We start from the raw sequence: 23,755 nt of genomic DNA on the forward strand, positions 1-23,755 counted from the left end.
TGTATGAATTGCATTACTATAGATGACGAAGAGATGGCAAGAGCTATTATTACTCAGATGATCACTGTATATCCTGAACTTAACCTAATGCAGGAGTTTCCGAATGCTATGCAGGCTATAAAATTCTTAAATAACAATGATGTTGATTTAATCTTTTTAGACATTCATATGCCTGATTTTACAGGATTTGATTTCATTCAAAGTTTAAAAAATCCTCCAAAAATAATTTTAGTCACCTCTGATAAAAAATTTGCTATAGAAGCTTTTGAGTACGAGTGCATAGTAGATTATTTAGTAAAGCCCATTACTGGAGATCGATTTCAAAAAGCAATTCAAAAAGCAAATGCCTATAAAATCACTTCCAAAGCAACAGAAATTAAACAAATTGTTGAGGATAATGCAAATGAGTTTTATATCAACATAGACCGGAGATTGATAAAAATTGAAATGGCATCTGTAAATATTGTAGAAGCCAAGGGGGATTATATCCATATAAAAACCGAGAGCAAAAATTATGTAGTTCATTCTACCCTAAAGAAAATAGAAGATAAATTACCAAAAGATTTATTTTTAAAAGTACATCGATCCTTTATTATCAACACTAAAAAAATTATTGATATTAAAGACAATAGTGTCTTAATTGCCAAAGATGTAATTCCAGTAAGTCGTTCTAACAAAACGGAGCTTCTAAAAAGAATAAATGTCTTGTAAAATATAGCTATTAAATTACAAAATCATCTAAAAAATACACTTCATCGATTAAAATTGCTTTTAACCGTCATTGTGCTTATTTTTGCCGGGTATTTATAATATTAGCTATGAAAGTAAAATTACTTAATGCACCCATTATTTTTTTAGATTATTCCGGGGATGTACTCACAGGATATTATTTAATATCTAACCGTTGGACAGTACTAAACGACGTTTACATAACTTTTGTTAGAAGAAAAGGTATTGGATATTGTTACAATTTGACTTGGGCTGGACCTTTAACAAAATCTGAAGCTGAAAAATTAAGCTGTGATAATGAAACTATACTTGCAGTAAGGCATGATGTCATAAAGCCTTTTTTACAGTTTCTTGATGATGAAGTGTTTTTACCCAATAGTGTTGAGGTTCGAACAATAATTGGTCTTGATTGTGATCAATTAAATTTAGCAAATTAAGTCATTTAGATATGAATTATTTAATACTGTTTTTGGTTAAGGGCTCTCATTATACGAGTCAGGTATAAAGTGATGATGTTTCACCTGCAGCAAATGTCTATTCGTCGAAAAATTAGATGTCTACGCAAGAATACTCATGATCTTTGTGCCTTTATTAACAAGTATAGTTAAAAAATTATGGCAATTCAAATCACATATAATGGAGGAGTTTATGAAATAAATGGGTTGTTAAACTCTCAAAATGGAGAGTCTTTAAAAAATCATTTTGAAACGCTCATGATTCATTCCAATGCAATGGTTCTCTCTTTGAATAAAGTCCTTGATATAGATTGTAATGCAGCTAATATTTTATCGGATTTACATAAAAAAGCCGATTTGTGCGACATATTATTTTACATCATTGGCAGAGAAAATAAAAAAGTACAAGAATTGTTTAACGTCTTGAATTATCATGACATTCTCCTTTAATAACCACATATTTTGTGTGATAATTAACATATTTAAATCATTTAGTTACGCTAATTAAATGATTTTCAGTTTAGTTAATAAGAGCAATTCTACTTCTGTCAAATAATGGTTTAACAGTTTTTATCTCATAAATCATTACAGTTTAAGTCGTTAAATTTGGCTCTTTAAGCATGTTTTTATTTATTCACCCATTTGCAGTAATAACTTTTCAGACTTTATCTTCTAAATATTACTTTTTGTGTACCCATAAAAAACGTAGCGTACTTGCAAATATGATTATTAATATGTCGTTTTAAATAGTATGGTGTTAGATTTTTTAAAGTTAGTTCATAATTCGATATTATTAGCGTAATGATTTAATAACCGTCGGTAAGTTCATTACACAGAGGAAACACGAATATTTTTATTTAAAAAGAGATTATGCAATTTGCATAGTCTCTTTTTTTTATGGATTTCATTTGGTTTTCAAAAGTTTAACAAAGAAATTGCAAAGCGAAATTCAGGAATTAGAAAATTAGGCATTACTTTTGCCAATAAAGTTGGATTAAAAAAACATAAACGCGCACTGAAATAAATTCTGCCTATCATATGAAAGAACAATTTAAAAAGTTTTTAAACGAAGAACAAGACCCAAAGGCTATTGAGAAAATCGCTTCAAAACTGAGTGATTTATTGATGAAAAATGAAGAAATAGGTTATATAGCTGTTCAAAAAAAACCAGCAATTACCGTTTTACCGGACAGTATTGTTTTGACCAATAAAAGAATTATTATTTGTCAGCCTAAAAATCTGGGACTTTCAATGAATTTCATTGATTACACTTGGGACGAAATAGAAGGTACTTTTGTGAAAGAAAATATTTTGGGTTCTGAGTTTTCTTTTACAACCAGAACGAATATGGAAGTTTCTATCGATTATATCCCTAAAATTCAAGCGAGAAAGATTTTTACGTACGCCAAAGAACAATTGGATATATTAAAAGTTGGGTCTGTATTGAATGCAACCATGATGGATGAAGTTCCAGTTTCTCCAATAGAAGAAGTAGAGATTATTGAAGAGATGGAAACAGAAGAAGTGACCAGTTTTGCTGAAATAATGCCTGTTTCACAGCCCAATTTTATTGCTGAAAATCAAGTATTCGAAGACGTTCCATCAAGTCCGAAAGACAAATCGTTGAGTGATTTATCGCAAGACGAACTTTTTGAAAAATTACAGAATTATAAAAAATTATTGGACAACGGATTAATTTTACAAGGCGAATATGATGCTTTCAAAAAAGAAATTTTGAGTCATATGTAGTTTCGTCTAGAGCGCTAAGGAATAAATAATAAAAAACCCGACACTTGATAGTTGTCGGGCTTTGTTTTTATTATAAAGTTCTTTTCTGCTTTTCTACAAAATTATTAGATTGTAATTCTAGTAAATCGGTAGCGTTTTTTCGTTGTAAATCATATAACTGTTTGTCGTCAGCAATGTCTCCGTAGACTTTGTCGTGCATCGTGGCGCTAGTTTTTACCAATAAAGTACGTTGGTATTTGTCTTGTTCGATTGTTGCTTTCAAAGCTGTTTCCAGATCTTCCAGTTTATAATCATATTCTCCTTTTGGAGATAGAAGTTTAGCAATAATAGGAGAAGTTTCAATAGCTAAAAACAAGAGCATGATAAAAAACGAAGGCAGCCACGGTAATTTGTCCAAGGCATTGATTCGTGCCATTAAACCATCAAATCCATCAATAATAGGTTGTGTTTCGCTAACTTTCTTGTCTAAATCGGTTTGCAGCGTTTTGGTATTTTTCTCCATTTCGGCAATTTTAGCCAAATTGGTTTTTTGTAAGGTGTCCAGTTCTTGTTTTGCCAAATCATGTTTGGCAATTTTTTCTTTAAAAACGGGACCTTTGCCTAATTTTTTGGTTCCAGCAGTTCCTTCAGCTTCTGTGATGTAGGTTTCATACAGCGTGTTTACTTCTTTTTCTTTGTTTGTGATTTCCGATTTTAATTTATCGATTTCTGTTTTATTTTTATCCAAATCCGATTTGAAATAATTAGCCACTTCTTTTTTATTATTCAAAGCCATAGCATTTTTCTCTTTTAACAAAACAGTATTAATTTCTTTTTCGAAGATTTTAATTTCTAATGGTTTCGAAATAACTATCGCAATAATCACTGCCAAAATAATTCGGGGAGTTGCCTGTAGAAATTCACTTCCTATTTTGTCTCTTTTTCGAATAGTGGAAACAATAAAACGATCGAGATTAAAAATAAGTAAACTCCAAACGATACCAAATGCGATTGCGGGATATATACTGTCAAAGACAGTAAATAATGCATAAGAACTGGCAAGGAAAGCCATGACAGCGGTAAAGAAAACGGTGGCGCCAATACCTACATATTTGGTTTGTTCGCCTTCGGAACAGCCTTCAAGTAGGTCTTTGTCAGCTCCGGAACAAAGGATAAAAAATTGTTTTAACATGATTGATGATTTTTTGAATGATGATTACAAATTTAACGCCAAAAAATGAATCTTGGTATAAATAATTGATATGTATTTATTTAAGGCATTTTGTTACGGTTTGTACCAAATAAAAGAGAGCTGCTCACAAGGAACAGCTCTCTTTCTTTTTTGAATTATAATTAACTTATGCGATTGGTGCTCCCGCCATAATCTCGGCATTGGCAAATTCTTCAAATTTGGCAAAGTTAGCTTTAAATTTTTGAGCTAATTCTACCGCTTTTTTATCATATAGTTCTGGATCTTCCCACGTGTTTCTCGGATTCAATATTTCACTAGGAACATTTGGACAGGTTTGCGGTTTTGCAATTCCAAAAACTTGGTGGTTCTCGTAAGCAACATCGTCCAATTCTCCGTTTAATGCAGCGGTAATCATGGCACGCGTGTATTTCAATTTCATGCGGCTTCCTATTCCGTATGGACCACCTGTCCAACCTGTATTGATTAACCAAACTTTTACATTGGCATCTTTCATTTTTTTACTCAACATTTCAGCATATTTCGTTGGGTGTAATGGCATAAATGGCGCACCAAAACAAGCAGAGAAATTAGGTTGAGGTTCTGTAATTCCAGCTTCGGTACCTGCTACTTTTGCTGTGTAACCAGAAATAAAATGATACGCAGCCTGTCCTGGAGTAAGTTTAGAAATTGGAGGTAATATTCCGAATGAATCGGCCGTTAAGAAAAATATGTTTTTTGGATTTTTCCCAATGGATCCTGGTTGTATGTTATCAATATGAAAAATAGGATAACTTACGCGGGTATTTTGAGTGATGGAAATATCCTCAAAATCTACTTCATTGGAGTCTTTATTGATGATTACATTTTCAAGGATTGCTCCTTTTTTTATGGCCCTAAAAATGTCTGGCTCGTTTTCTTCGGACAGATTAATCACTTTTGCATAACAACCGCCTTCAAAGTTGAAAACCGTATTTTCATTTGTCCAACCATGTTCATCGTCACCAATTAATTTTCGGTCTGGATCAGCAGATAAAGTTGTTTTTCCAGTTCCTGATAATCCAAAGAAAATAGCAGTGTCACCATCTTTTCCAACATTGGCACTGCAATGCATTGGTAAAGTATTTTTGAAAACTGGCAAAATAAAATTCAAAGCAGAAAAAATTCCTTTTTTCATTTCCCCGGTATATCCAGTTCCACCTATCAAAACTACTTTTCTGGTAAAGTCAAGAATGGCAAAATTGCTTTGACGTGTTCCGTCTACCGCTGGATCTGCCATAAAACTTGGTACACATAAAAGAGTCCATTCTGGGTCGAAATTTGCTAATTCTTCCATTTCAGGTCTCAAAAACATGTTGTAACAAAATAAATTTGCCCAAGGAGTTTCTGTGATCACACGAACATTTAATCTATAATTGGGGTCAGAACATACATAAGAATCTCTAACGTAAATGTCTTTGTCTGATAAATAAGCGGTAACCTTGTTGTATAAAGCTTCAAATGCCGCTGGTTCAAATGGGATGTTTACTTTTCCCCACCAAACTTGATTTTCACTAATACTGTCTTTTACGATATAACGGTCTTGCGGCGATCGACCCGTATACTCTCCTGTATTCACTGCTAATGCTCCAGTAGAAGTCTCAATTCCTTGACCTGTTTTTATAGTTATATCTTGTAATTCTTCAGGGGATAACTGGTAATGAATTTTGGCATTTTCAATTCCTAATTCTTTTAACGAAATCGATTGCGAGAAAAGCGTGTTATTGTCCATAAATTTATTATTGTGTAGTTACTTTTTATAGACTGCAAAAGTAGAAATTATATTTCAGTTAGCGTTTGATTCTTCTAATTTTGTGATTTTTTATTCATAATATTCAATAATAAAACGCCCCAGCCCAGTATTAATAGGAGTCCGCCAATAGGAGTAACGAATCCTATAATTTTAAAATCAAAAGAAGTAAGATCATTTGTAGCTAACAGATAAATGGATCCAGAGAATAAAATTACCCCAAAAAGAACCAAAAAATAGATGGTTTTTTTTGTTTTTTGAGGAACGTCTTTCAGTAGTCCTAAAAACAATAAAAACAATGCATGGTACATTTGATAGCGTACACCGGTTTCAAAAGTCGATAATTGTTCGATAGACAGTACTTTTTTTAGGGCATGCGCGCCAAAAGCACCAAGAATTATTGCAATCATTCCTAAAATTGCTCCTGTTGAAAGTATCTTTTTGTCCATGTTGGTTTTATTTTACTACAAAAGTATCTTATCCGTACTTAAATTGAAAATGTTTTCTGGGTTACTTTTTCCATCTATTGATGTATTGTAGATTAATTTTCAAGAACCCGTATAAAATATTTTACTTCTATTTGTTATAAATACAACATTTTTGTATGTTTGTGTTATAAATATATAAAGAATGAGAACAATTTTAATCATTGGGGCAGGAAGATCAGCTTCATCTTTGATTCAGTATCTTTTAAATAAATCTGAAAAAGAGAATCTGCATCTTGTTATTGGTGATTTGTCTTTGGCTTTAGCCCAAAAAAAGACAAACAATCACCCCAATGCAACGGCAATTGCCTTAGATATTTTTGATGAAGATCAAAGAAAAAAAGCCGTGCAAATTGCTGATATTGTTATCTCGATGTTGCCGGCTCATTTGCATATTCAAGTGGCCAAAGATTGTATTATTTATAAAAAACACTTAGTTACCGCTTCCTACGTGAGTGATGCGATGCAGGAATTGGATGCTGCCGCAAAGGAAAATAATCTGATTTTCATGAATGAAATTGGACTTGATCCAGGCATTGACCACATGAGTGCGATGAAAGTGATTGATGAGATTAAGGAAAAAGGCGGTGAGATGATTTTATTCGAATCCTTTTGTGGCGGGCTTGTAGCTCCGGAATCCGATACTAATCTTTGGAATTATAAATTTACCTGGGCACCACGCAATGTAGTTCTTGCGGGTCAGGGTGGCGCTGCCAAGTTTATTCAGGAAGGGACTTATAAATACATTCCGTACTGTAATTTGTTTCGCAGAACCGAGTTCTTGCAAGTGGAAGGATATGGTCGATTTGAAGGTTATTCGAATCGCGATTCGTTGAAATATCGCAGTGTGTATGGTTTAGATAATGTGCTTACGTTATACAGAGGAACGATTCGTAGAGTAGGTTTCTCGAAAGCTTGGAATATGTTTGTGCAATTAGGAATGACGGATGACAGTTACGTTATGGAGGATTCAGAGAACATGAGTTACAGAGAATTTGTGAATTCTTTCCTGCCATATCATCCCACGGATTCTGTAGAAATCAAGACCCGTTTGATTCTGAAAATTGACCAAGATGACATCATGTGGGACAAATTATTGGAACTTGATTTGTTCAATCCAAACAAGAAAGTAGGTTTGAAAAATGCCACTCCGGCACAAATTCTGGAAAAAATATTGACAGATAGTTGGACGCTTCAGCAAGATGATAAAGATATGATTGTCATGTATCACAAATTTGGATACGAAATATATGGCAAAAAAGAACAAATAGATTCCAAAATGGTTTGCATTGGCGACGATCAAACCTATACAGCCATGGCAAAAACAGTGGGTTTACCCGTTGCAATGGCGACCTTATTAATCTTGAATGGCAAAATCACGACTCCGGGAGTGCAATTGCCTATTCGTAAGGAAGTTTATGAGCCTATTTTGAAAGAATTAGAAGAATATGGTGTTGTTTTCAAGGAACAGTCCATGCCGTATTTAGGATACAATCCGGATAAAGAGTTTAGTTAGTAGTTTTTTTTAGATTTTTAGTTTGATAAATCCGCTCCTCTTGAAGCGGATTTGTTTTTTAAAATTCTTTCTTTATGCTGAGCGTAGCCGAAGTATGGGCGTGACCCTGCAAATTGCTTCGTCGTTCCTCCTCGCAACTTCGGGTCGGGCTGTTCGCTGCAATCTTTATGTTTTTAAAGAAAAAACATAAAGGATTTTCGCTGCCATCCCTCACGCAACGCATTCTAATAACACGCCGTTTATTTTACTAAATTGTAAGAAAATTTTAATATATTTGGAAAACGCAAAGCGAAACAAACCTTCGCTTATCTACCCATGTTTGGGTGTGTATACGAAGGTTTTTCGCTTATATACAATTTAGCGGTAAAACCATCGCAGACGCAACAGAAGACAAGAAAAGAAGACATAAATTGACAAAATATTAAAACGGACCAATGACAAATAACTGCTTAAATTGCAATAAAGAAATTATAGACAAATTTTGTAGTAATTGCAGCCAAGCAACATCGACACATCGATTTTCCTTATCGCACGTTTTTCAACACGATTTTATTCACGGAATATTTCATTTTGACAAAGGCTTTTTCTATACCATAAAAGAACTCTTTACCAGACCAGGACACAGTATTAGAGAATATGTGCAAGGAAAAAGAGTAAAACACTTTAACTATTTTGCAACCATAATTCTTTTAATGACAATAGGCTATTTTATTAAAAAATGGACGAAAATAGATGCGTCAGGATTATATGATGATAAAAAAACAGTAGAAGGTCTTTTAAAAGTGTTAAAAGATTATTCAAAATTTACAGTATTTCTACATATACCAATCATATCTATTTTGAGTAATTTGTTTTTTAAAAAGAGTAAACAAAATTATGCAGAAAACGTAGTCCTCAACCTATATATGTTATGTGGAACATTAATAATTAGTTTTGTACTATTCAGCTCTATGATTTTTACCGATAACAAAGATTTTCTTGTAGGTGTAAACTATTTTGCTGCAGCTCTAACATTTTTGTATATTATAATTTTTTATTATCAATATTTTTCTGTCTTTGGTCTGAAAAAATATCAATTAATCATACGAGTAATTATTATTGCTATTTTGTATTTATTGACAAAGCAAATAACTAACAATATCTTAAACACAATAGGACTTAAATATTTTAATTAACGAAATAAAAAAGTACTACCGCTAAAGCTGGAGTTGCAAAGGTAACACGAACAATGAAGCTTCGGTTGAACAGCTTGTCCCGTTTTTTGCGGAAGAACCGGTCACTGGCAGGTACTATGGAGTATTAGTAAAATTGTAAGAGAGAATATTAAGAGGATTTAGTGTCCTCTTTTTTTTGGGGAACTGTTTTTCGGGCGTGACCCTGCAAATTGCTTCGTCGTTCCTCCTGGCAACTTCGGGTCGGGCTGTGCGCTGCAATCTTTATGTTTTTAAAGAAAAAACATAAAGGATTTTTCCCGAAACTTCGGGACCATCCCTCACGCAACGTATTCCAATGACACGCTATTTATTTTACTAAATTGTAAGAAAATTTTAATATATTTGAAAAACGCAAAGCGAAACAAACCTTCGCTTACATGCAAGTTGTGTGTTAGTTAAAACCAAAATTCCGGAAAAAATCTAAATTTAGAAATGAAAAAAATAATTATAATATTTACTTTTTTAATTTTGAGTTGTTCAACAACTAAATTGAGTAAAACTGAATCTGAAAATCTGAAAACAGAATTTACAGAAATGTATAAAATTGACCAAATTGCGCAAGCAGGGAAACCAAATGGAGAATTTAAAAATTATCCATTAGAAAACTGGCATAAATTTAAAGACAGTGTTTTCACAAAAAACAAAAATAGAGTCGAATATTTATTTAAAAAATATGGATATTTAGGAATTAATGAAATTGGGAAAAATGCATGCAATGTTTTTTGGATTTTAGTTCAGCATAGTGATAAGTTTCCTGAATTTCAGAGGAATGTTTTGAAATCAATGAAAAAAGAGTTAAAAAAAGGAAATGCGAACCCAGATAATTATGCTTTATTACTTGATAGAGTAAATGTAAACAGTGGAGAAAAACAAAATTTTGCAACTCAAGTTGATTATAGGTTAAACGGACAAGCGAAACCAAAAATTGGTTTAATTGATAGTTTGAATATTGATAAAAGAAGAATTGAATATGGATTAAAACCGTTAAAAGATTATTTAAACCAAATGACAGAAATGCATTTTGAAATGAATAAAGAATACTTTGCAAAAAAAGGAATAGCAAAACCAAACTTATACAATTAAAAATAAATAACGAGCACGCATCGGCAGTTTGCAGAAATGGCGGGTTTTGGGCTTAATTTAAAGTTGGTTTTGTACTTGTAAAGTGAGTGTTTAGCGGAAATTTTAGGCTTCCGTAGTCCGCCACTTATGTAAGCTGCAAAATATTATCTGCAACTTTAGAAAAATTGGAAAAAATAAAAACGACAAAATGAAAAAATTTTTAAGTATCACTTCTACACTATTTTTCTTCACTTTTAATTTGAGTATTGCTCAAAAGAAAAATTTAGATTCTTTGATTCAAAATATTAATAATAAAGATGCCTACATAGTTTTAGTGAAAACAATGTCGCCAAGAATTCATGGAGATTTAGCAAACAGTATTGTAGCAATTGGAAAAAAAGCTACGCCAGAATTGATAAAAGTATTAGACAATAAAAATAAAGGAGTTATTGCTCATTTTATACTTTCAGAAATCTGGAAAGACAACTGGAAAGAAGAAATTTGTTGTAATGTTACAAATATTGACAATGAAGAAATAATTATCATTAATGGACTTGAAGTTCATATCAAGGATAATATTTTATTTTCGACAATCGAAAGCCTAAATAAGAATATGGAGAATTGGAAAAAATTTTGGCATGCATAAAAAAAGCTGTAGATAACAGCTAGAGTTACTTGCGCAGCACGAACAATGAAACTCCAGTTGAACTGAACAGATCGCAAGTTCGTTAACAGTATGGAGTTTTTCTAAAATTTTGAGAGAGAATTATAAGAGGATTTAATGTCCTCTTTTTTTTGGAAAACTGTTTTTTGGGCGTGACCCTGCAAATTGCTTCGTCGTTCCTCCTCGCAACTTCGGGTCAGGCTGTACACTACAATCTTTGTGTTTTTAAAGAAAAAACACAAAGGATTTTCGCTGCCATCCTTCACGCGAGCCCGGTTTTCAGTTGCTGATTTTTTTAAATAGTAAGAAAATTTTAATATATTTAGAAGACCCAAAGCCAAACAAACTTTAGATTATTTATGCATGTTTGTTAATGTATTCGAAGGTTTACTTTGCTTATGTACTAGTTATATGCCATTTTATGAATTAAGGGAGAATTCAATGATGTATTGTAACAAATATAAAGTTTATTCGTCATAAAGTAAACTTATCAAAAGAATGAAAACATACACTAAATTTCTATTATTAGCTTGTTCGCTTTTAGCTTCTTCAACTTTTGCTCAAATAAAAGGAAAATGTGTAGACCAATACGGAAAAGGAATTCCCTACGTCAATATATCGGTTAAAGAAAAATCTATTGGAACAGTAAGCAATTTGAATGGTGACTTTTTTATTGAAAATCCATCTATAAAAGAAAATGATGCAATAATTTTTTCACATTTGAATTTTGAAAAAAAGACAATTAAAATCCCTTTAAAAACAAACGAAATTCAACTCATTAGTAAGATTGAGAGTTTAAAAGAAGTAGTCGTTTCAAATTTAAAAAGAAAATTTAAAGAAAAAATTGTTGGAACTAAAACAGAAACTGACAATACTGTAACTTACTTTAATTCAAAAAATTTAGGTACAGAAATAGGTAAAATAATTACTGTAAAAAAGAATAAAGTTTATCATTTAAAAAATGTTCAGTTTAATATTCCTGACTTAGAATACAAATCTGTAACTTTTAGAATCAATTTTTATAGAATTGAAAATGATGCTATTAATTTAATAAAAGAAAATGGAATAGATAATGTTGTTAAAATCACTAAAAGCGGTATGGTTAAGGTAGACCTATCGGAACAGTATCTATCATTTGAAGAAGATTTTTTAGTAGCAGTAGAATGGATTGACTACGAGAACAATGGCGCTAATGCAAATGAATTTAATATCATTAGATTTTCTTCAACTGTTTTCAGTGGTCCTTTTGTTTCTAGAGATAATATTAATCTTGCATGGGAAAGTAAAAAATTAGCTATGAATATAGGAGTTGGTATTCATTTAAGAGTGAAAGAATATTCAAAATAAAACTATTCGCAAGGATTGAATTATAAATACAAAAAAATGAAACTAACCTTTTTACTTGCTATTATACTTATTTCTATAAACGGTTCTGCTCAGAAATTAGAAATAAGAGACACAATTGCACTAACAATAAACGAGCATAATACCATTTCTGTAAAAGCTATTTTCAACGAAAACGACACTTTAAACTTAAATTTTGATACAGGAACAACTGAACTCGTTTTAATAAATGATATTTTAAAGAATAAGCTTAAATCTACTACTGAACTTTACAGCAAATTTTATAATTTAAAAATCGGAAAAACAATCTACAAAACTAAAGTTTACGACGCTGAATTAGCAGGACATGGAACAGATGGTAGATTTGGCTGGGACTTTTTTAAAGGAAAAGTTGTAGAACTCAATTATGACAATAATTCTATGATTATTCATTCTGAATTACCTAAATACGCAACATTAGATAGCAAATTCACTGTACTCAAAATGGAATTCTGGAAAGATTTGTTTTTTGTTTCGAGTGAAATTAAGGAAAATGGAATTGCAAATAAAGATCTTTATCTCTTTGATACTGGTTTTGATAGAACTCTAATGTTAGATAATGATTTATTAAAGGAAGTTAATTTTCCAACTAACAAAATGAAGGTTATCAAAAAAGTAATGATGAAAGGTGCTCAGGGAAATGAAATACCAGTAATTACTTCTAATTTGAAAATCTTGAAAATTGGAAATTATAAACTTAAAAATATTCCAGTTCAAATAACAAATGCGCAAAAACCGTTAAAAAATAAAAACGTCCATATTTTAGGTAATGAAATTTTGAAAAGATTTAATATATTTCTCGATTTTCAAAATACTGTTGTTTATATGAAACCGAATAAGTTTTATAACGAAAATTATAGAGATGAGAAGAAAAACGGAATATAGCAGCGGTTTTGCGAGATCGCGAATTTAGTGGTTAATTAACGTTTTCGTTTCGAAATTAATTTAGCGACAATAGAAAATCTCGGTTACGAAGTTCTTAACCTCGCTTAGCGCCGGCCCGTAAGTTAGCATGCAATAAAAATTCAGGAAATAAAAAAACACAAAGTGAAGTCATCAACTTGACGAGTGCCAAGAAACAATCAATTAAAAACCGGAAGAGAATAACACTAAATGAAATTATCCGAATATATAAAGAAGAGAAATGGCGTTCCAATTGGACATCCTAACTCGCTTCGTAATAATTTAGAAAGGTCGCTTGGTGCAAATAATTTTTCAACTTTTTGGAATTTCTGGAACCCAATTTTCGGCTATTATTTGGGAACAAAAGTATTTCGACCGTTAAAAAAAATATTTCCTTCTGGATTTTCTTTAGTGTTGACATTTGTTTTTTGTGGACTCATTCACGATTTAGTTACGACTGTAATAAGAGGTGAAATTTCACTTTTTTTTGCAGTTTGGTTTCTTTTAATGGGGATTTGCGTTGTGATTTCAAAAGGAATTAACTACAACTTATCCAATCGGAAATGGATTTTTAGAGCTTTAATAAATTTACTAATAATTGGTATTTGTTTTTTTCTAACAAAAGGTCTTAATACAATCTTCAATTTTTATTGAAATTCAGGATAATAATAACAAGATGTACTAACGCTAACAGGCATGGCAAGATTGAAAATTTTGTAGTAAATTAACATTTATATTTAGCAGGAAATTTTGCTTTTAAGAGAAGAACTTAGGTTTCAGATTCATAGGATCTGTACCATATTTAGTTGATGGTGTAGAATTAATACGCAGTTAGGCTAAAGCCTCAGATGCATTCTGAGCAACCTCAATTTGTAAAAAAAAAGCCAAAAAAAATTGCTTTATCAAACTGAGAAATTTAATGCGCATCCGTGAGAGCCGCTTTGAAAATTCGCCGCAAATTCGCAGATTCTCTTGATTGGATCAATTAAGAAATCTTCGAGGGTTTGCGTTAAGGATGGAAGTGGAAATCCTTTTTAGGCGCCTTTTTTAGGCGGCTAAAATGATTGAGAACGAACAGCCTGACCTTGTTGCTTGAAGAATTGTGTTTTTTAAGAAGGATTTTATGCAACAAAGGAACGCCCCAAAAAAAATCCGCCCTGTTTAGAGCGGATTTAGTATTTAAGGAAAGGAATTTATTTTGATAACTCCACAAAATATTTGTAAAACAACGGAATGGTTTCAATTCCTTTGAGGTAATTGAAGATCCCGAAGTGTTCGTTTGGCGAGTGAATGGCATCGCTGTCCAGACCAAATCCCATTAGAATAGTTTTGCTTTTTAGTTCTTTTTCGAACAACGCTACGATAGGAATACTTCCACCGGAACGCACCGGAATTGCAGGAACGCCAAAGGTTTCCGTATACGCCATGTTTGCGGCTTTGTAGCCAATGCTGTCTATTGGGGTTACGTAACCTTGTCCGCCATGATGTGGTTTTACTTTTACGCTAACGCCGGCAGGAGCAAGGCTTGTGAAGTGTTTGGTAAACAATTCGGTGATTTGTTCCCAGTCTTGATTTGGTACCAAACGCATCGATATTTTAGCGAAAGCTTTGCTTGCAATAACTGTTTTGGCACCTTCTCCGGTGTAACCACCCCAGATTCCGTTGACATCCAATGTAGGACGAATGGAGTTTCTTTCGTTCGTTACATAGCCTTTTTCGCCATAAACGTCATTAAGGTCTAATGCTTTTTTGTAGTTTTCTAAACTGAAAGGCGCTTTAGCCATTTCAGCTCTTTCTTCCAAGGATAATTCTGCTACATTATCGTAGAAACCGGGAATGGTAATGTGGTTGTTTTCATCATGAAGCGAAGCAATCATTTTAGACAGCACGTTGATAGGATTGGCAACAGCACCTCCATACAATCCAGAATGTAAATCGCGGTTTGGTCCTGTAACTTCTACTTCTACATAACTTAATCCACGTAATCCTGTTGTAATTGACGGCTGCTGATTAGAGATCATTCCGGTATCCGAAATTAAAATCACATCATTTTTTAGTTTTTCCTGATTGCGTTCTACGAACCAACTCAAACTTTTAGAGCCAATTTCCTCTTCGCCTTCAATCATGAATTTTACGTTGCAAGGCAAAGTATTGGATTGCACCATATATTCTAATGCTTTTACGTGCATGTACATTTGGCCTTTGTCATCACAAGATCCACGGGCAAAAATGGCGCCGTCGGGGTGAATTTCGGTTTTCTTGATTACGGGTTCAAAAGGTGGAGAAGTCCATAATTCAATTGGATCTGGTGGTTGCACATCATAATGTCCGTAGACTAAAACGGTGGGTAATGTTGGGTCTATAATTTTTTCACCATATACGATTGGATACCCTGGAGTATCACAAATTTCAACAAAATCACAGCCTGCTTTTTCTAAACTGGCTTTTACGGCATCAGCTGTTTCAAAAACATCGTGAGAATAAGCGGTGTCAGCACTTACGGATGGGATTTTTAATAATTCGATTAACTCATTGATAAAGCGATCTTTGTGTTCTTGAACGTATGCTTTAATATTTTCCATTATTTGAATTTTGTTTATATTTCAAAAGTACAAAAAAGAGTATGAATAATTTTTATCAAAATTGTTTTGAAAATTGGAAGTTAAGTGTATCTTTGCACCCACAATTACACGCGGATATGGTGAAATTGGTAGACATGCCAGACTTAGGATCTGGTGCCGCAAGGCGTGTAGGTTCGAGTCCTATTATCCGCACTTTAAAACCCTTTAATCGTTATTCTAACGTTTAAAGGGTTTTTTGTTTTAGATTATTAATTCTCTGAATAATTAGTTATAAAGTGATTCAGGCTTAGATAATTTATGTTTGATTACTTTCTTTTTGTTAGCAATAATGAAATCAAAAGCGTTTTTTGAATTTGTTTTAAGGTAAAATGTATCGAATAATATGTTGTGTTGATTTGTGTTTTTATTATCAATTCTGCAAAATTTCCATTGTAAGATAAAAACTATTTATCTTATACTTGTTTCTGTTTAAAACCTACAATTTGTAAAATATATACCATTTTTATTAAAAATCAGTATTATTTTTTATAAATTTAACACTTGAACGGTGAAAAATAACATTTAGTCGGTATTTTAAATTAATTAAACAAGGTTTGTCTATGGTTGCATATTTACATAATCAATTAAGAGGTTTTATTTCACCATTTCTAGTTTCAAAACTGAGTAGGGAGTACAATGAGAGTGAAGTGCTGATGAAAAAATCTATAGAAACAAGTATTTCTACTATCTTGATAGGATTGAATAATAAGTTTGATGATAAAAATCTTTATGATGAACTGATGGAGTATATTGCCAATTCTGAGTTTTATCTTGATTTTAAAATTGAAGCTACAAAAATAGTAGTCATAAATAGTTCCTTTAATAAAGAAGGTTTTAAACCATTAAACTTAATTTTTTCGAATAAAAAAGAAAGGATTTCAGAAATGATTTCAAATGAAATTGGTGTTAAAAGTGAAACTGCTTCTGCTATATTAAATTTTTCAGTAATGTTTGTTTGTTCCTATCTGAAAAATCAAAATCAAAATTTCAAAAGTCTTCAATTGCTTATAAATGAACAAAAGAGAATGATTATGAGCACTATGCCGGAAGGAATCCGACTTCTTCTTGGTGTTTCTACTGTCGAAATTGTACAAGAAAAAAGTAAACGAAATTTTGCATCAAATATTTATAGTTTTTTTCTAGGGTAAAAGTAATAGCGTTTTATTTTTTACTTCAATTTATTGATATTAAGTGTGTTATATAAAAAAAGCTTCTCAATTGAGAAGCTTTTTTTATACCTATCGATAAATGAAAATTACTTGTTTTCTATCCAAGCATTAATTTTCTTTTCCAATAATGCTAATGGCATTACTCCGGATTCCAATACCTTTTCATGGAATTTTTTAATATCAAATTTGGTACCCATTTTAGTTTCCGCTTTTTTGCGTAGCTCCATGATTTTTAACTGACCAATTTTATACGATAAAGCTTGTCCTGGAATCGCCATATAACGCTCTATTTCAGGAATAATACTCGCTTCACTTTCAGCTTCATTTGCTAACGAATATTTAATCGCTTGCTCTCTGGTCCAGCCTTTTGAGTGTAATCCGGTATCAACAACTAATCGAACCGCACGGTGCATTTCATTGCCCAACATTCCAAAATACTGATACGGATCTTGATACAATCCAAGTTCTTTTCCTAAGCTTTCCGTGTACAAAGCCCAACCTTCGCCGTAAGCGCCAAACCAATTGAATTTTCTGAAATCAGGCAAACTTTCGTTTTCTTGTTGTAATGATATTTGAAAGTGATGTCCTGGAATCGCTTCATGCAAAAACAAATCTTCATCACCATACATATTATAATTCGCTACATCAGGAATTGGAACATAGAAAATACCGGGGCGCGTGCCGTCAGCAGTTCCTTGATTGTACTCAGCACTGGCTGTTTTTTCTCTAAAAGCTTCCGTTCGTCTGATTTCAAAATTTGTTTTGGGTTGGAGTGCGAATAATTTATCTACATTCGGTTTGATGCGCGTATAAATGCTTTGGAAATTAGCAATCACCTCCTCTGGTTTGGAGAAAGGTTTTAACTCCTTTTTATTTCGAACTTCCTCAAAGAATTCTAATAATGTGCCTTTGAAGCCTACTTGGTTTTTTACCTTTTCCATTTCGGCATTCAATCGCGCTACTTCTTTTAATCCCAATTCATGAATTTTCTCGGGAGTCATTTCGGTAGTAGTCCATTGTTTTACATAGGTTGCATATAACTCTTTTCCAAAAGGCAGACTTCCTATTCCGCTGGTTGCTCTAGAAGCAGGAAGATATTCTTTATTCAGGAAATCAGCCATTTTCTTGTATTGCGGAATCAGTTTGGTATTGATTGTCGCTGTGTATTTTGCTGTTAAATCTTCTTTTATGCTGTCAGGGAAAGAAGCAGGCATTAGTTTTATTGAAGAGTAAAATAGATTGTCTTCAATATTTGGCGAAGCCATTTCTGCAAATTGTGGAATCAGTTTTACCGTTAACGATTTTGGTAACACAACACCTTTTGCCATTCCTTTTTTCATGTAGACCATCGCTGAATCAATCCAAACAGCATATTTATCCATTCTTTTTAGGAAATTGGTATAGTCTTTTTCAGTTTTAAACGGTTGTGCTCCGGTTCCGCCTGCAAATTGCCCCATAGTCAGATGCGTTCCCCAAAATTGATGAACAGGAAGCAAATTTGTAGGTTGTTTTAGTAAATCTTTACCAATCTCAACTTCCCATTTGATGATTTCGTAACTGTTTTTTTCTTCTTCTGATAAATCTTCGACAGTGATATTTTGTAGTGCAGATTGGTATTTGTCAAAGAAAGCTGCTTGCGATTTTCTGAAACTGTCTGTCATTTCAAACTGCAACTGATCGTTGTATTGGTTTTGACCACTTTGAGTCGCATCCAAGGGACTCATGGCATTTTTGTCGTCAAAATAGTTTTTCGTCAGACTGCTGAAGTCTTGTTTTTTATCTTCGGATTTACAGTTAACCAGCAATAATGATGTGGTTACGGAAAGTAAAATAGTGGTTATTTTTCTCATAATGTATATTTGGTAATAGATCGAGCTAATTTATTGATTTTTTTTCAATTTATAATGTCAGAATAATTTTTCGTTTATAAAAGTGTTTTTGTTTGTCATAAAATTTAGTTAAGGCGCCGTTGTAGTTCTTGTTTTAAATAGATTTCGGCTAAATTTACTATTCTAATTAATCACACCTAAATGAGAAAAAAATCCTTTTTCATTTTGTTAGTCATTGGGAATATGCTAACAATTGAAGCACAAGAAAAAAAAGAAAACACAACTATGAATCCATTTTTTCAAGCTTACGACACGCCGTTTAATGTGCCGCCTTTCGACAAAATTAAAAATGAACATTTTAAACCCGCTATTTTAGAAGGAATCAGTAAACATCAAGCGGAGATTAATGCTATTGCAAATAATACGCAGCCGTCTACTTTTGAGAATACGATTCTTGCCATGGAAAATGCAGGGGAATTATTGTCGAATGTGAATACGGTTTTTTCTAATCTGAATTCGGCTAATACCAATAAAGAGATTCAAAACATTGCTAAAGAAATGGCGCCAAATCTTTCGGCTCACAGAGATAATATTTACTTGAACGAGAAATTATTCGCAAAAGTAAAAACGCTTTGGGACAAAAAAGAATCATTAGGCTTAAATTTAGAACAGTCCAAAATTTTAGATAATGCGTACAAAGATTTCGTTAGAAGTGGAGCCAATTTATCCAATGCTGACAAAGAAATATTGCGTAAAATAAACGGAGATCTTTCGCTAACTAGTTTAAAGTATGGTCAGAATATTTTGGCGGAGACTAATTCATACCAGTTGGTTATTGATAATAAAAAAGATTTAGCCGGATTGCCACAAGGATTAATTGATGCTGCCGCTGTTGATGCTAAAGCAAAAGGCAAAGAAGGAAAATGGGTTTTCACCCTTTCTAATTCCAGCGTAATGCCGTTTTTGCAATACAGTTCTAATAGGGAATTGCGCAAGCAAATTTGGAATGCCTACCAAACTAGAGGCAACCATGATGATGCTTTTGATAATAAGAAGAATGCAATAGATTTAGCAAATCTTCGTGGGCAAAAAGCGAGATTGTTAGGCTATAAATCGCATTCTAATTATGTTTTGGAAGAATCGATGGCTAAAACACCGGAAAATGTAAACAAGCTGTTGAATGATTTGTGGAAACCAGCATTGGAAATAGCTAAAACGGAAGCCGCAGATATTCAGAAAATGATGGTTAAAGAAGGAATTAAAGGTGCGGTACAACCCTACGACTGGAGATATTACACGGAGAAAATCAGAAAAGAACGTTTTGATCTTGACGAAGAAGAATTGAAACCCTATTTCAGTTTAGATAATGTTCGAAAAGGTGTTTTTCAAGTAACTGAAAAATTATACGGAATTCAATTCAAAGAGTTGACTAATGTTCCAAAATACCACGAAGACGCAACCGTTTGGGAGGTTTTAGAAAAAGATGGTACACATCTGGGTGTTTTGTACATGGATTTTCATCCGCGTGAATCGAAACGTGGTGGTGCTTGGATGACCTCATACAGAAGTCAGAAAACGGTGGATGGAAAACGTGTTGCTCCAGTAGTTTCTATCGTTTGTAATTTTACAAAACCATCAGCAACCGCTCCTGCACTTTTGACTTTTGATGAAGTGACCACTTTCTTTCATGAATTTGGACATTCTTTACACGGATTATTGTCGAATGTGACGTACAAAAGTTTAGCTGGTACAAGTGTTCCAAGAGATTTCGTAGAACTTCCTTCTCAAATTATGGAGAATTGGGCGGCTGAACCAGAAGTTTTAAAAATGTATGCAAAGCATTATAAAACTGGCCAAGTAATTCCAGAAACGTTAGTGAATAAATTGAAGAAAGCGGGTACTTTCGACCAAGGTTTTACCACAACAGAATATCTTGCTGCGTCTTTATTGGATTTAGAATACCATTCTCAAACCAAAGATATTACTGTTGATGCAAACGCTTTCGAAAAAGCAGCAATGACTAAAATTGGTTTAATTTCATCTATTATTCCAAGATACCGCAGTACGTATTTCAGCCATATATTCTCAGGAGGATATTCTTCTGGATATTACAGCTATATCTGGTCAGGTGTTTTAGATACGGATGCTTTTGAAGCCTTCAAAACAACTACTTTGTTCAATCCTGAAAAAGCAAAATTATTCCGTGAGAATGTTTTGGAAAAAGGAGGAACCGAAGACCCTATGGTTTTGTACAAACGTTTCCGTGGTGCCGAGCCAAGTATCGAACCGCTGTTGAGAAAACGTGGTCTGGACAAAAAAGCGGAGCCGCTTAAAAAAATTAAAGGATAAGTATATTTTCTTCTAAAATAAAAACCCTACGACATAAATAAATTGTCGTAGGGTTTTTTGTTTCTAATCAAAATCGGTTTTTATCCGTGATACACTCGGGAAGCAATTATTTTGTCTTCTCTGATGTCCAATACTTCGGCTACCAGCAAATCTTCTTCACCGGTAACTGTTCTTATATATTCCATGAAAACGCGGTCGCCATTGGCGGTAAGTGATTTTACCTTGTAATTCAAGCTTGGTAAACGCTCAAAAGCATCTTTCCACCATTCTCGCAAGGCTTCTTTACCGGTAACAAAACCGTTACTTTCCGGTTTGTACATTTTTAGTTTTGGACTAAAATGAACGGCATCTTCATCATATAAAGACAATAATTTTTCTAATTCTTTATTGTTGAAAGTTTCAAACCATTTAAAAGCAATTGATTGTAATTTTTCTGGTGTCATACTTATTTAGGATTGAATTTTTAATTAAAAAAATCCCATTCCGTATAAACGGATGGGATTTCATTGTATAATTTCAAAGAAATATTAAACGTTCTTCAAATTGATAATTTCTTGGTCAGTAAGCAATCTCCAGTTTCCTCTTGGTAAATTCTTTTTGGTCAAACCAGCAAAAGAAACTCTGTCAATACGCAATACATCATAACTAAAGTGCTCAAAAATAGAACGAACTACTTTTACGTTAGCTGAACGCAATTGCAATCCAATTTCACTTTTCGCTTCGCCTTCAATGTAACTTACATCTTCCACAAAAACGCGGTGTCCGTCAAGAGTCAACCCTTTATTTATTTTTTCTAAATCCTCAAATTTCAAGTTTTTATCAAGTGAAACTTGGTAAATTTTAGATGATTTTTGACTTGGTAATGTAAATTTACGAATCATATCCGTATCATTCGTGAACAATAACAAACCAGTTGTATTCTTGTCCATTCTTCCCACTGCACCAATTTTTGCAGTCGTAGAACCTTTAACCAGTTCTAATACATTACGATATTCCTGACCTTCGTCCATCGCAGTAGTAAAGTTTTTAGGTTTGTTCAGTAAGATGTATACTTTTTTCTCCGGTGTCAAAGTAGCCCCGTCAAAATTCACAACATCACCTGGTTTTACCATATATCCCATTTCGGTAACAGGAATTCCGTTTACTTTTACCGTCCCAGATTGAATATAAATATCCGCATCACGACGCGAACACGCACCAGAATTAGCGATATATTTATTCAAACGAATTTCGTCTTTTACTTTCGGTCTCTTTGGTGCTTGATTTGGTTTTTTCTCTACTTTATCAGTAGCGATATCGGCAACTTTAGTATTTACTTTAACTTTTTTCGGCCCTTGAGCGCGCTTCTGCATGGCAGGTTTTGGCTTATTCGAACTTGGTCTTGAGCTAGGTGCTCTTGGACCACTTTTCTTATTATTGCCTTCCTTGTTATTCATAATATTCCAATAATTTGTGCAAAGATACTATTTATATACTTGACAATCAATAACCACCAATTATAAAAACGCTAACTGTCTAGTTAATAAGCCAATTAATATATTTTAGTGTGGTTTTTTGGACCTATTTCCCGCTATCGTTTCAATCTTTTATTTTTTAAAGAAAAAAATAAAAGGATTTCCGCTACTATCGGGGCTATGCTAATCGGGGAATATAGGAGAATTTCGAGAATGGTTTTTTATCCTTTTTATAATTTGGAAAAAGGCAAAATTAAACCATCAACAATCTTTTCCCGTGCCATAAAACACTTGGGTTAATCAAAACAATGCAAAATACTCCGGCAACAATAAGGAATTTCAATACATTGTGAAGCAGTAAAAACTGTGGTTTCGCATTAGATTTCCATAAGTATAACAAGAAAAATATCAAAACGATGAGGCAACAGTAAAAATAAATATCCATATAACCCACATCATAAATATCAATCAAAGCATAAACTGGTAAAACAGTCAAAATGGTTAATACCGTGATGGTTTTTTTTGATACTTCCTCACCATAAACAATAGGAATCGTTTTATAATCATTGGCTAAATCCCCTTTTAGGTTTTCTAAATCCTTTATCATTTCCCGAATCAACAGTAATAAAAACAAAAAACTGGCATGCGAAAAAATAACGCCTAATTGTCTTTTATAGTTTTCAATTTCTTCATACGGAATCCGAGTGTAAAAATACAATAGTATGGCAAAAAAAGGTAAAACAGCTAATAAAGCAGCCATTAGGTTTCCTATGATTGGGTATTTTTTTATTTTGTGGGAATAAAACCAGATGAAAAATATATATCCTGAAAAGAATAAAAATACACGCCAGGAAACAAACAAAGCCATTAAAGCAACAATAAAGTTGAGTGTAAAATAGACGTTTAGTTTAGTCTTTTGACTCACCAATCGATCCAACATTGACTTGTTAGGCCTATTGATTAAATCCTTTTGACTGTCATAAAAGTTGTTGATAATATACCCGGAAGCAATTGTAAGAGAAGATGCAAAAACCAATATAAATAAATTGAAATCAAGCAAAATATCTAACGCTCTTTTTTCCGGAGCTAAAATAAATACAGCCGAAAGGTATTGGGCTAAAATAATTACTGGAATGTTATAGCCTCTAACCACAGAGAACAAACTTGCAATTTTCATTAGGAGAAGTTTGTGCTGCCTGCTTAACATTTATATTTA

General features: G+C 33.0%; 20 protein-coding genes and 1 tRNA gene. 13 read left to right on the forward strand and 8 right to left on the reverse strand.

The genetic code is table 11. The features are described from left to right. Positions 1-3: 3 nt before the first annotated feature. The 4 genes from DR871_RS05685 (at position 4) to DR871_RS05700 (ending at position 2,933) form a co-directional block, all read left to right on the forward strand. Positions 4-711 carry a LytR/AlgR family response regulator transcription factor gene (locus DR871_RS05685; RefSeq protein WP_113664465.1) on the forward strand — a complete coding sequence of 236 codons (708 nt, stop codon included), beginning with the start codon at positions 4-6 and terminating at the stop codon, positions 709-711. A 107-nt stretch (positions 712-818) separates the two neighbouring features. After that, complete coding sequence (locus DR871_RS05690) at positions 819-1,166, forward strand: hypothetical protein (protein ID WP_113664464.1); 348 nt, start codon at positions 819-821, stop codon at positions 1,164-1,166. Between the two features lie 177 nt (positions 1,167-1,343). Further along, positions 1,344-1,634: an STAS domain-containing protein gene (locus DR871_RS05695; RefSeq protein ID WP_113664463.1), complete on the forward strand. Its 291-nt coding sequence runs from the start codon at positions 1,344-1,346 to the stop codon at positions 1,632-1,634. A gap of 588 nt (positions 1,635-2,222) precedes the next feature. Next, the gene (locus tag DR871_RS05700; protein WP_113664462.1) at positions 2,223-2,933 is read left to right on the forward strand and encodes a PH domain-containing protein; all 711 of its coding nucleotides are present in this window, start codon (positions 2,223-2,225) and stop codon (positions 2,931-2,933) included. Positions 2,934-3,003: 70 nt separating this feature from the next. Here DR871_RS05700 and DR871_RS05705 read toward each other — a convergent pair whose 3' ends face one another. The 3 genes from DR871_RS05705 to DR871_RS05715 form a co-directional block, all read right to left on the reverse strand. After that, positions 3,004-4,104: a DUF4407 domain-containing protein gene (locus DR871_RS05705; protein WP_113664461.1), complete on the reverse strand. Its 1,101-nt coding sequence runs from the start codon at positions 4,102-4,104 to the stop codon at positions 3,004-3,006. A gap of 166 nt (positions 4,105-4,270) precedes the next feature. Next, a complete protein-coding gene (gene pckA, locus DR871_RS05710; protein WP_113664460.1) occupies positions 4,271-5,872 on the reverse strand; it encodes a phosphoenolpyruvate carboxykinase (ATP) in 1,602 nt (533 codons plus the stop codon). Between the two features lie 74 nt (positions 5,873-5,946). Continuing rightward, positions 5,947-6,339, reverse strand: coding sequence for a DUF423 domain-containing protein (locus DR871_RS05715; RefSeq protein WP_113664459.1), 393 nt, complete (start codon positions 6,337-6,339; stop codon positions 5,947-5,949). A 181-nt stretch (positions 6,340-6,520) separates the two neighbouring features. On the opposite strand from DR871_RS05715, the gene DR871_RS05720 reads away from it, so the two are divergent. The 6 genes from DR871_RS05720 (at position 6,521) to DR871_RS05750 (ending at position 13,099) form a co-directional block, all read left to right on the forward strand. Then, positions 6,521-7,891: a saccharopine dehydrogenase family protein gene (locus DR871_RS05720; protein ID WP_113664458.1), complete on the forward strand. Its 1,371-nt coding sequence runs from the start codon at positions 6,521-6,523 to the stop codon at positions 7,889-7,891. Positions 7,892-8,325: 434 nt separating this feature from the next. Then, positions 8,326-9,066, forward strand: a complete 741-nt coding sequence (locus tag DR871_RS05725; protein WP_113664457.1) for a DUF3667 domain-containing protein — start codon at positions 8,326-8,328, stop codon at positions 9,064-9,066. 471 nt (positions 9,067-9,537) lie between these two features. Then, entirely contained in the window at positions 9,538-10,188 is a 651-nt protein-coding gene (locus tag DR871_RS05730) for a DUF6624 domain-containing protein (RefSeq protein WP_113664456.1), read from the forward strand. Positions 10,189-10,375: 187 nt separating this feature from the next. After that, the gene (locus DR871_RS05735) at positions 10,376-10,813 is read left to right on the forward strand and encodes a hypothetical protein (RefSeq protein ID WP_113664455.1); all 438 of its coding nucleotides are present in this window, start codon (positions 10,376-10,378) and stop codon (positions 10,811-10,813) included. Positions 10,814-11,329: 516 nt separating this feature from the next. After that, complete coding sequence (locus DR871_RS16525; RefSeq protein ID WP_242497074.1) at positions 11,330-12,178, forward strand: carboxypeptidase-like regulatory domain-containing protein; 849 nt, start codon at positions 11,330-11,332, stop codon at positions 12,176-12,178. Positions 12,179-12,193: 15 nt separating this feature from the next. Continuing rightward, positions 12,194-13,099, forward strand: a complete 906-nt coding sequence (locus DR871_RS05750) for a clan AA aspartic protease (protein WP_165355309.1) — start codon at positions 12,194-12,196, stop codon at positions 13,097-13,099. Positions 13,100-14,310: 1,211 nt separating this feature from the next. Here DR871_RS05750 and DR871_RS05760 read toward each other — a convergent pair. Further along, on the reverse strand, positions 14,311-15,699 hold the full coding sequence (locus DR871_RS05760; protein WP_113664452.1) for a dipeptidase: 1,389 nt from the start codon (positions 15,697-15,699) through the stop codon (positions 14,311-14,313). A 110-nt stretch (positions 15,700-15,809) separates the two neighbouring features. On the opposite strand from DR871_RS05760, the gene DR871_RS05765 reads away from it, so the two are divergent. Then, positions 15,810-15,891: transfer RNA gene (locus DR871_RS05765), tRNA-Leu, on the forward strand. 407 nt (positions 15,892-16,298) lie between these two features. Further along, on the forward strand, positions 16,299-16,886 hold the full coding sequence (locus tag DR871_RS05770) for a DUF937 domain-containing protein (RefSeq protein ID WP_113664451.1): 588 nt from the start codon (positions 16,299-16,301) through the stop codon (positions 16,884-16,886). A gap of 107 nt (positions 16,887-16,993) precedes the next feature. Here DR871_RS05770 and DR871_RS05775 read toward each other — a convergent pair whose 3' ends face one another. Further along, entirely contained in the window at positions 16,994-18,757 is a 1,764-nt protein-coding gene (locus tag DR871_RS05775; protein ID WP_113664450.1) for a DUF885 domain-containing protein, read from the reverse strand. A 180-nt stretch (positions 18,758-18,937) separates the two neighbouring features. On the opposite strand from DR871_RS05775, the gene DR871_RS05780 reads away from it, so the two are divergent. Beyond that, positions 18,938-21,085: a M3 family metallopeptidase gene (locus DR871_RS05780; protein ID WP_113664449.1), complete on the forward strand. Its 2,148-nt coding sequence runs from the start codon at positions 18,938-18,940 to the stop codon at positions 21,083-21,085. Positions 21,086-21,165: 80 nt separating this feature from the next. Here DR871_RS05780 and DR871_RS05785 read toward each other — a convergent pair whose 3' ends face one another. The 3 genes from DR871_RS05785 to DR871_RS05795 form a co-directional block, all read right to left on the reverse strand. Continuing rightward, complete coding sequence (locus DR871_RS05785) at positions 21,166-21,528, reverse strand: nuclear transport factor 2 family protein (protein ID WP_073352809.1); 363 nt, start codon at positions 21,526-21,528, stop codon at positions 21,166-21,168. Between the two features lie 84 nt (positions 21,529-21,612). After that, positions 21,613-22,521: a pseudouridine synthase gene (locus DR871_RS05790; protein WP_113664448.1), complete on the reverse strand. Its 909-nt coding sequence runs from the start codon at positions 22,519-22,521 to the stop codon at positions 21,613-21,615. A gap of 271 nt (positions 22,522-22,792) precedes the next feature. Beyond that, complete coding sequence (locus DR871_RS05795; RefSeq protein WP_113664447.1) at positions 22,793-23,746, reverse strand: geranylgeranylglycerol-phosphate geranylgeranyltransferase; 954 nt, start codon at positions 23,744-23,746, stop codon at positions 22,793-22,795. Positions 23,747-23,755: the final 9 nt, after the last annotated feature.

Origin of the sequence: Flavobacterium petrolei (assembly GCF_003314435.2) — a bacterium.
Classification (GTDB): domain Bacteria; phylum Bacteroidota; class Bacteroidia; order Flavobacteriales; family Flavobacteriaceae; genus Flavobacterium; species Flavobacterium petrolei.

Bases quoted from the DNA above. Each gene is read 5' to 3' on its own strand.
- DR871_RS05695 (WP_113664463.1), top strand. From the start codon at position 1,344: ATGGCAATTCAAATCACATATAATGGAGGAGTTTATGAAATAAATGGG.
- DR871_RS05770 (WP_113664451.1), top strand. From the start codon at position 16,299: ATGGTTGCATATTTACATAATCAATTAAGAGGTTTTATTTCACCATTT.
- DR871_RS05690 (WP_113664464.1), top strand. From the start codon at position 819: ATGAAAGTAAAATTACTTAATGCACCCATTATTTTTTTAGATTATTCC.
- DR871_RS05795 (WP_113664447.1), bottom strand. From the start codon at position 23,746: ATGTTAAGCAGGCAGCACAAACTTCTCCTAATGAAAATTGCAAGTTTG.
- DR871_RS16525 (WP_242497074.1), top strand. From the start codon at position 11,330: ATGAAAACATACACTAAATTTCTATTATTAGCTTGTTCGCTTTTAGCT.
- DR871_RS05725 (WP_113664457.1), top strand. From the start codon at position 8,326: ATGACAAATAACTGCTTAAATTGCAATAAAGAAATTATAGACAAATTT.
- DR871_RS05790 (WP_113664448.1), bottom strand. From the start codon at position 22,521: ATGAATAACAAGGAAGGCAATAATAAGAAAAGTGGTCCAAGAGCACCT.
- DR871_RS05685 (WP_113664465.1), top strand. From the start codon at position 4: ATGAATTGCATTACTATAGATGACGAAGAGATGGCAAGAGCTATTATT.
- DR871_RS05775 (WP_113664450.1), bottom strand. From the start codon at position 18,757: ATGAGAAAAATAACCACTATTTTACTTTCCGTAACCACATCATTATTG.
- pckA (WP_113664460.1), bottom strand. From the start codon at position 5,872: ATGGACAATAACACGCTTTTCTCGCAATCGATTTCGTTAAAAGAATTA.
- DR871_RS05785 (WP_073352809.1), bottom strand. From the start codon at position 21,528: ATGACACCAGAAAAATTACAATCAATTGCTTTTAAATGGTTTGAAACT.
- DR871_RS05700 (WP_113664462.1), top strand. From the start codon at position 2,223: ATGAAAGAACAATTTAAAAAGTTTTTAAACGAAGAACAAGACCCAAAG.
- DR871_RS05760 (WP_113664452.1), bottom strand. From the start codon at position 15,699: ATGGAAAATATTAAAGCATACGTTCAAGAACACAAAGATCGCTTTATC.
- DR871_RS05715 (WP_113664459.1), bottom strand. From the start codon at position 6,339: ATGGACAAAAAGATACTTTCAACAGGAGCAATTTTAGGAATGATTGCA.
- DR871_RS05780 (WP_113664449.1), top strand. From the start codon at position 18,938: ATGAGAAAAAAATCCTTTTTCATTTTGTTAGTCATTGGGAATATGCTA.
- DR871_RS05735 (WP_113664455.1), top strand. From the start codon at position 10,376: ATGAAAAAATTTTTAAGTATCACTTCTACACTATTTTTCTTCACTTTT.
- DR871_RS05705 (WP_113664461.1), bottom strand. From the start codon at position 4,104: ATGTTAAAACAATTTTTTATCCTTTGTTCCGGAGCTGACAAAGACCTA.
- DR871_RS05730 (WP_113664456.1), top strand. From the start codon at position 9,538: ATGAAAAAAATAATTATAATATTTACTTTTTTAATTTTGAGTTGTTCA.
- DR871_RS05720 (WP_113664458.1), top strand. From the start codon at position 6,521: ATGAGAACAATTTTAATCATTGGGGCAGGAAGATCAGCTTCATCTTTG.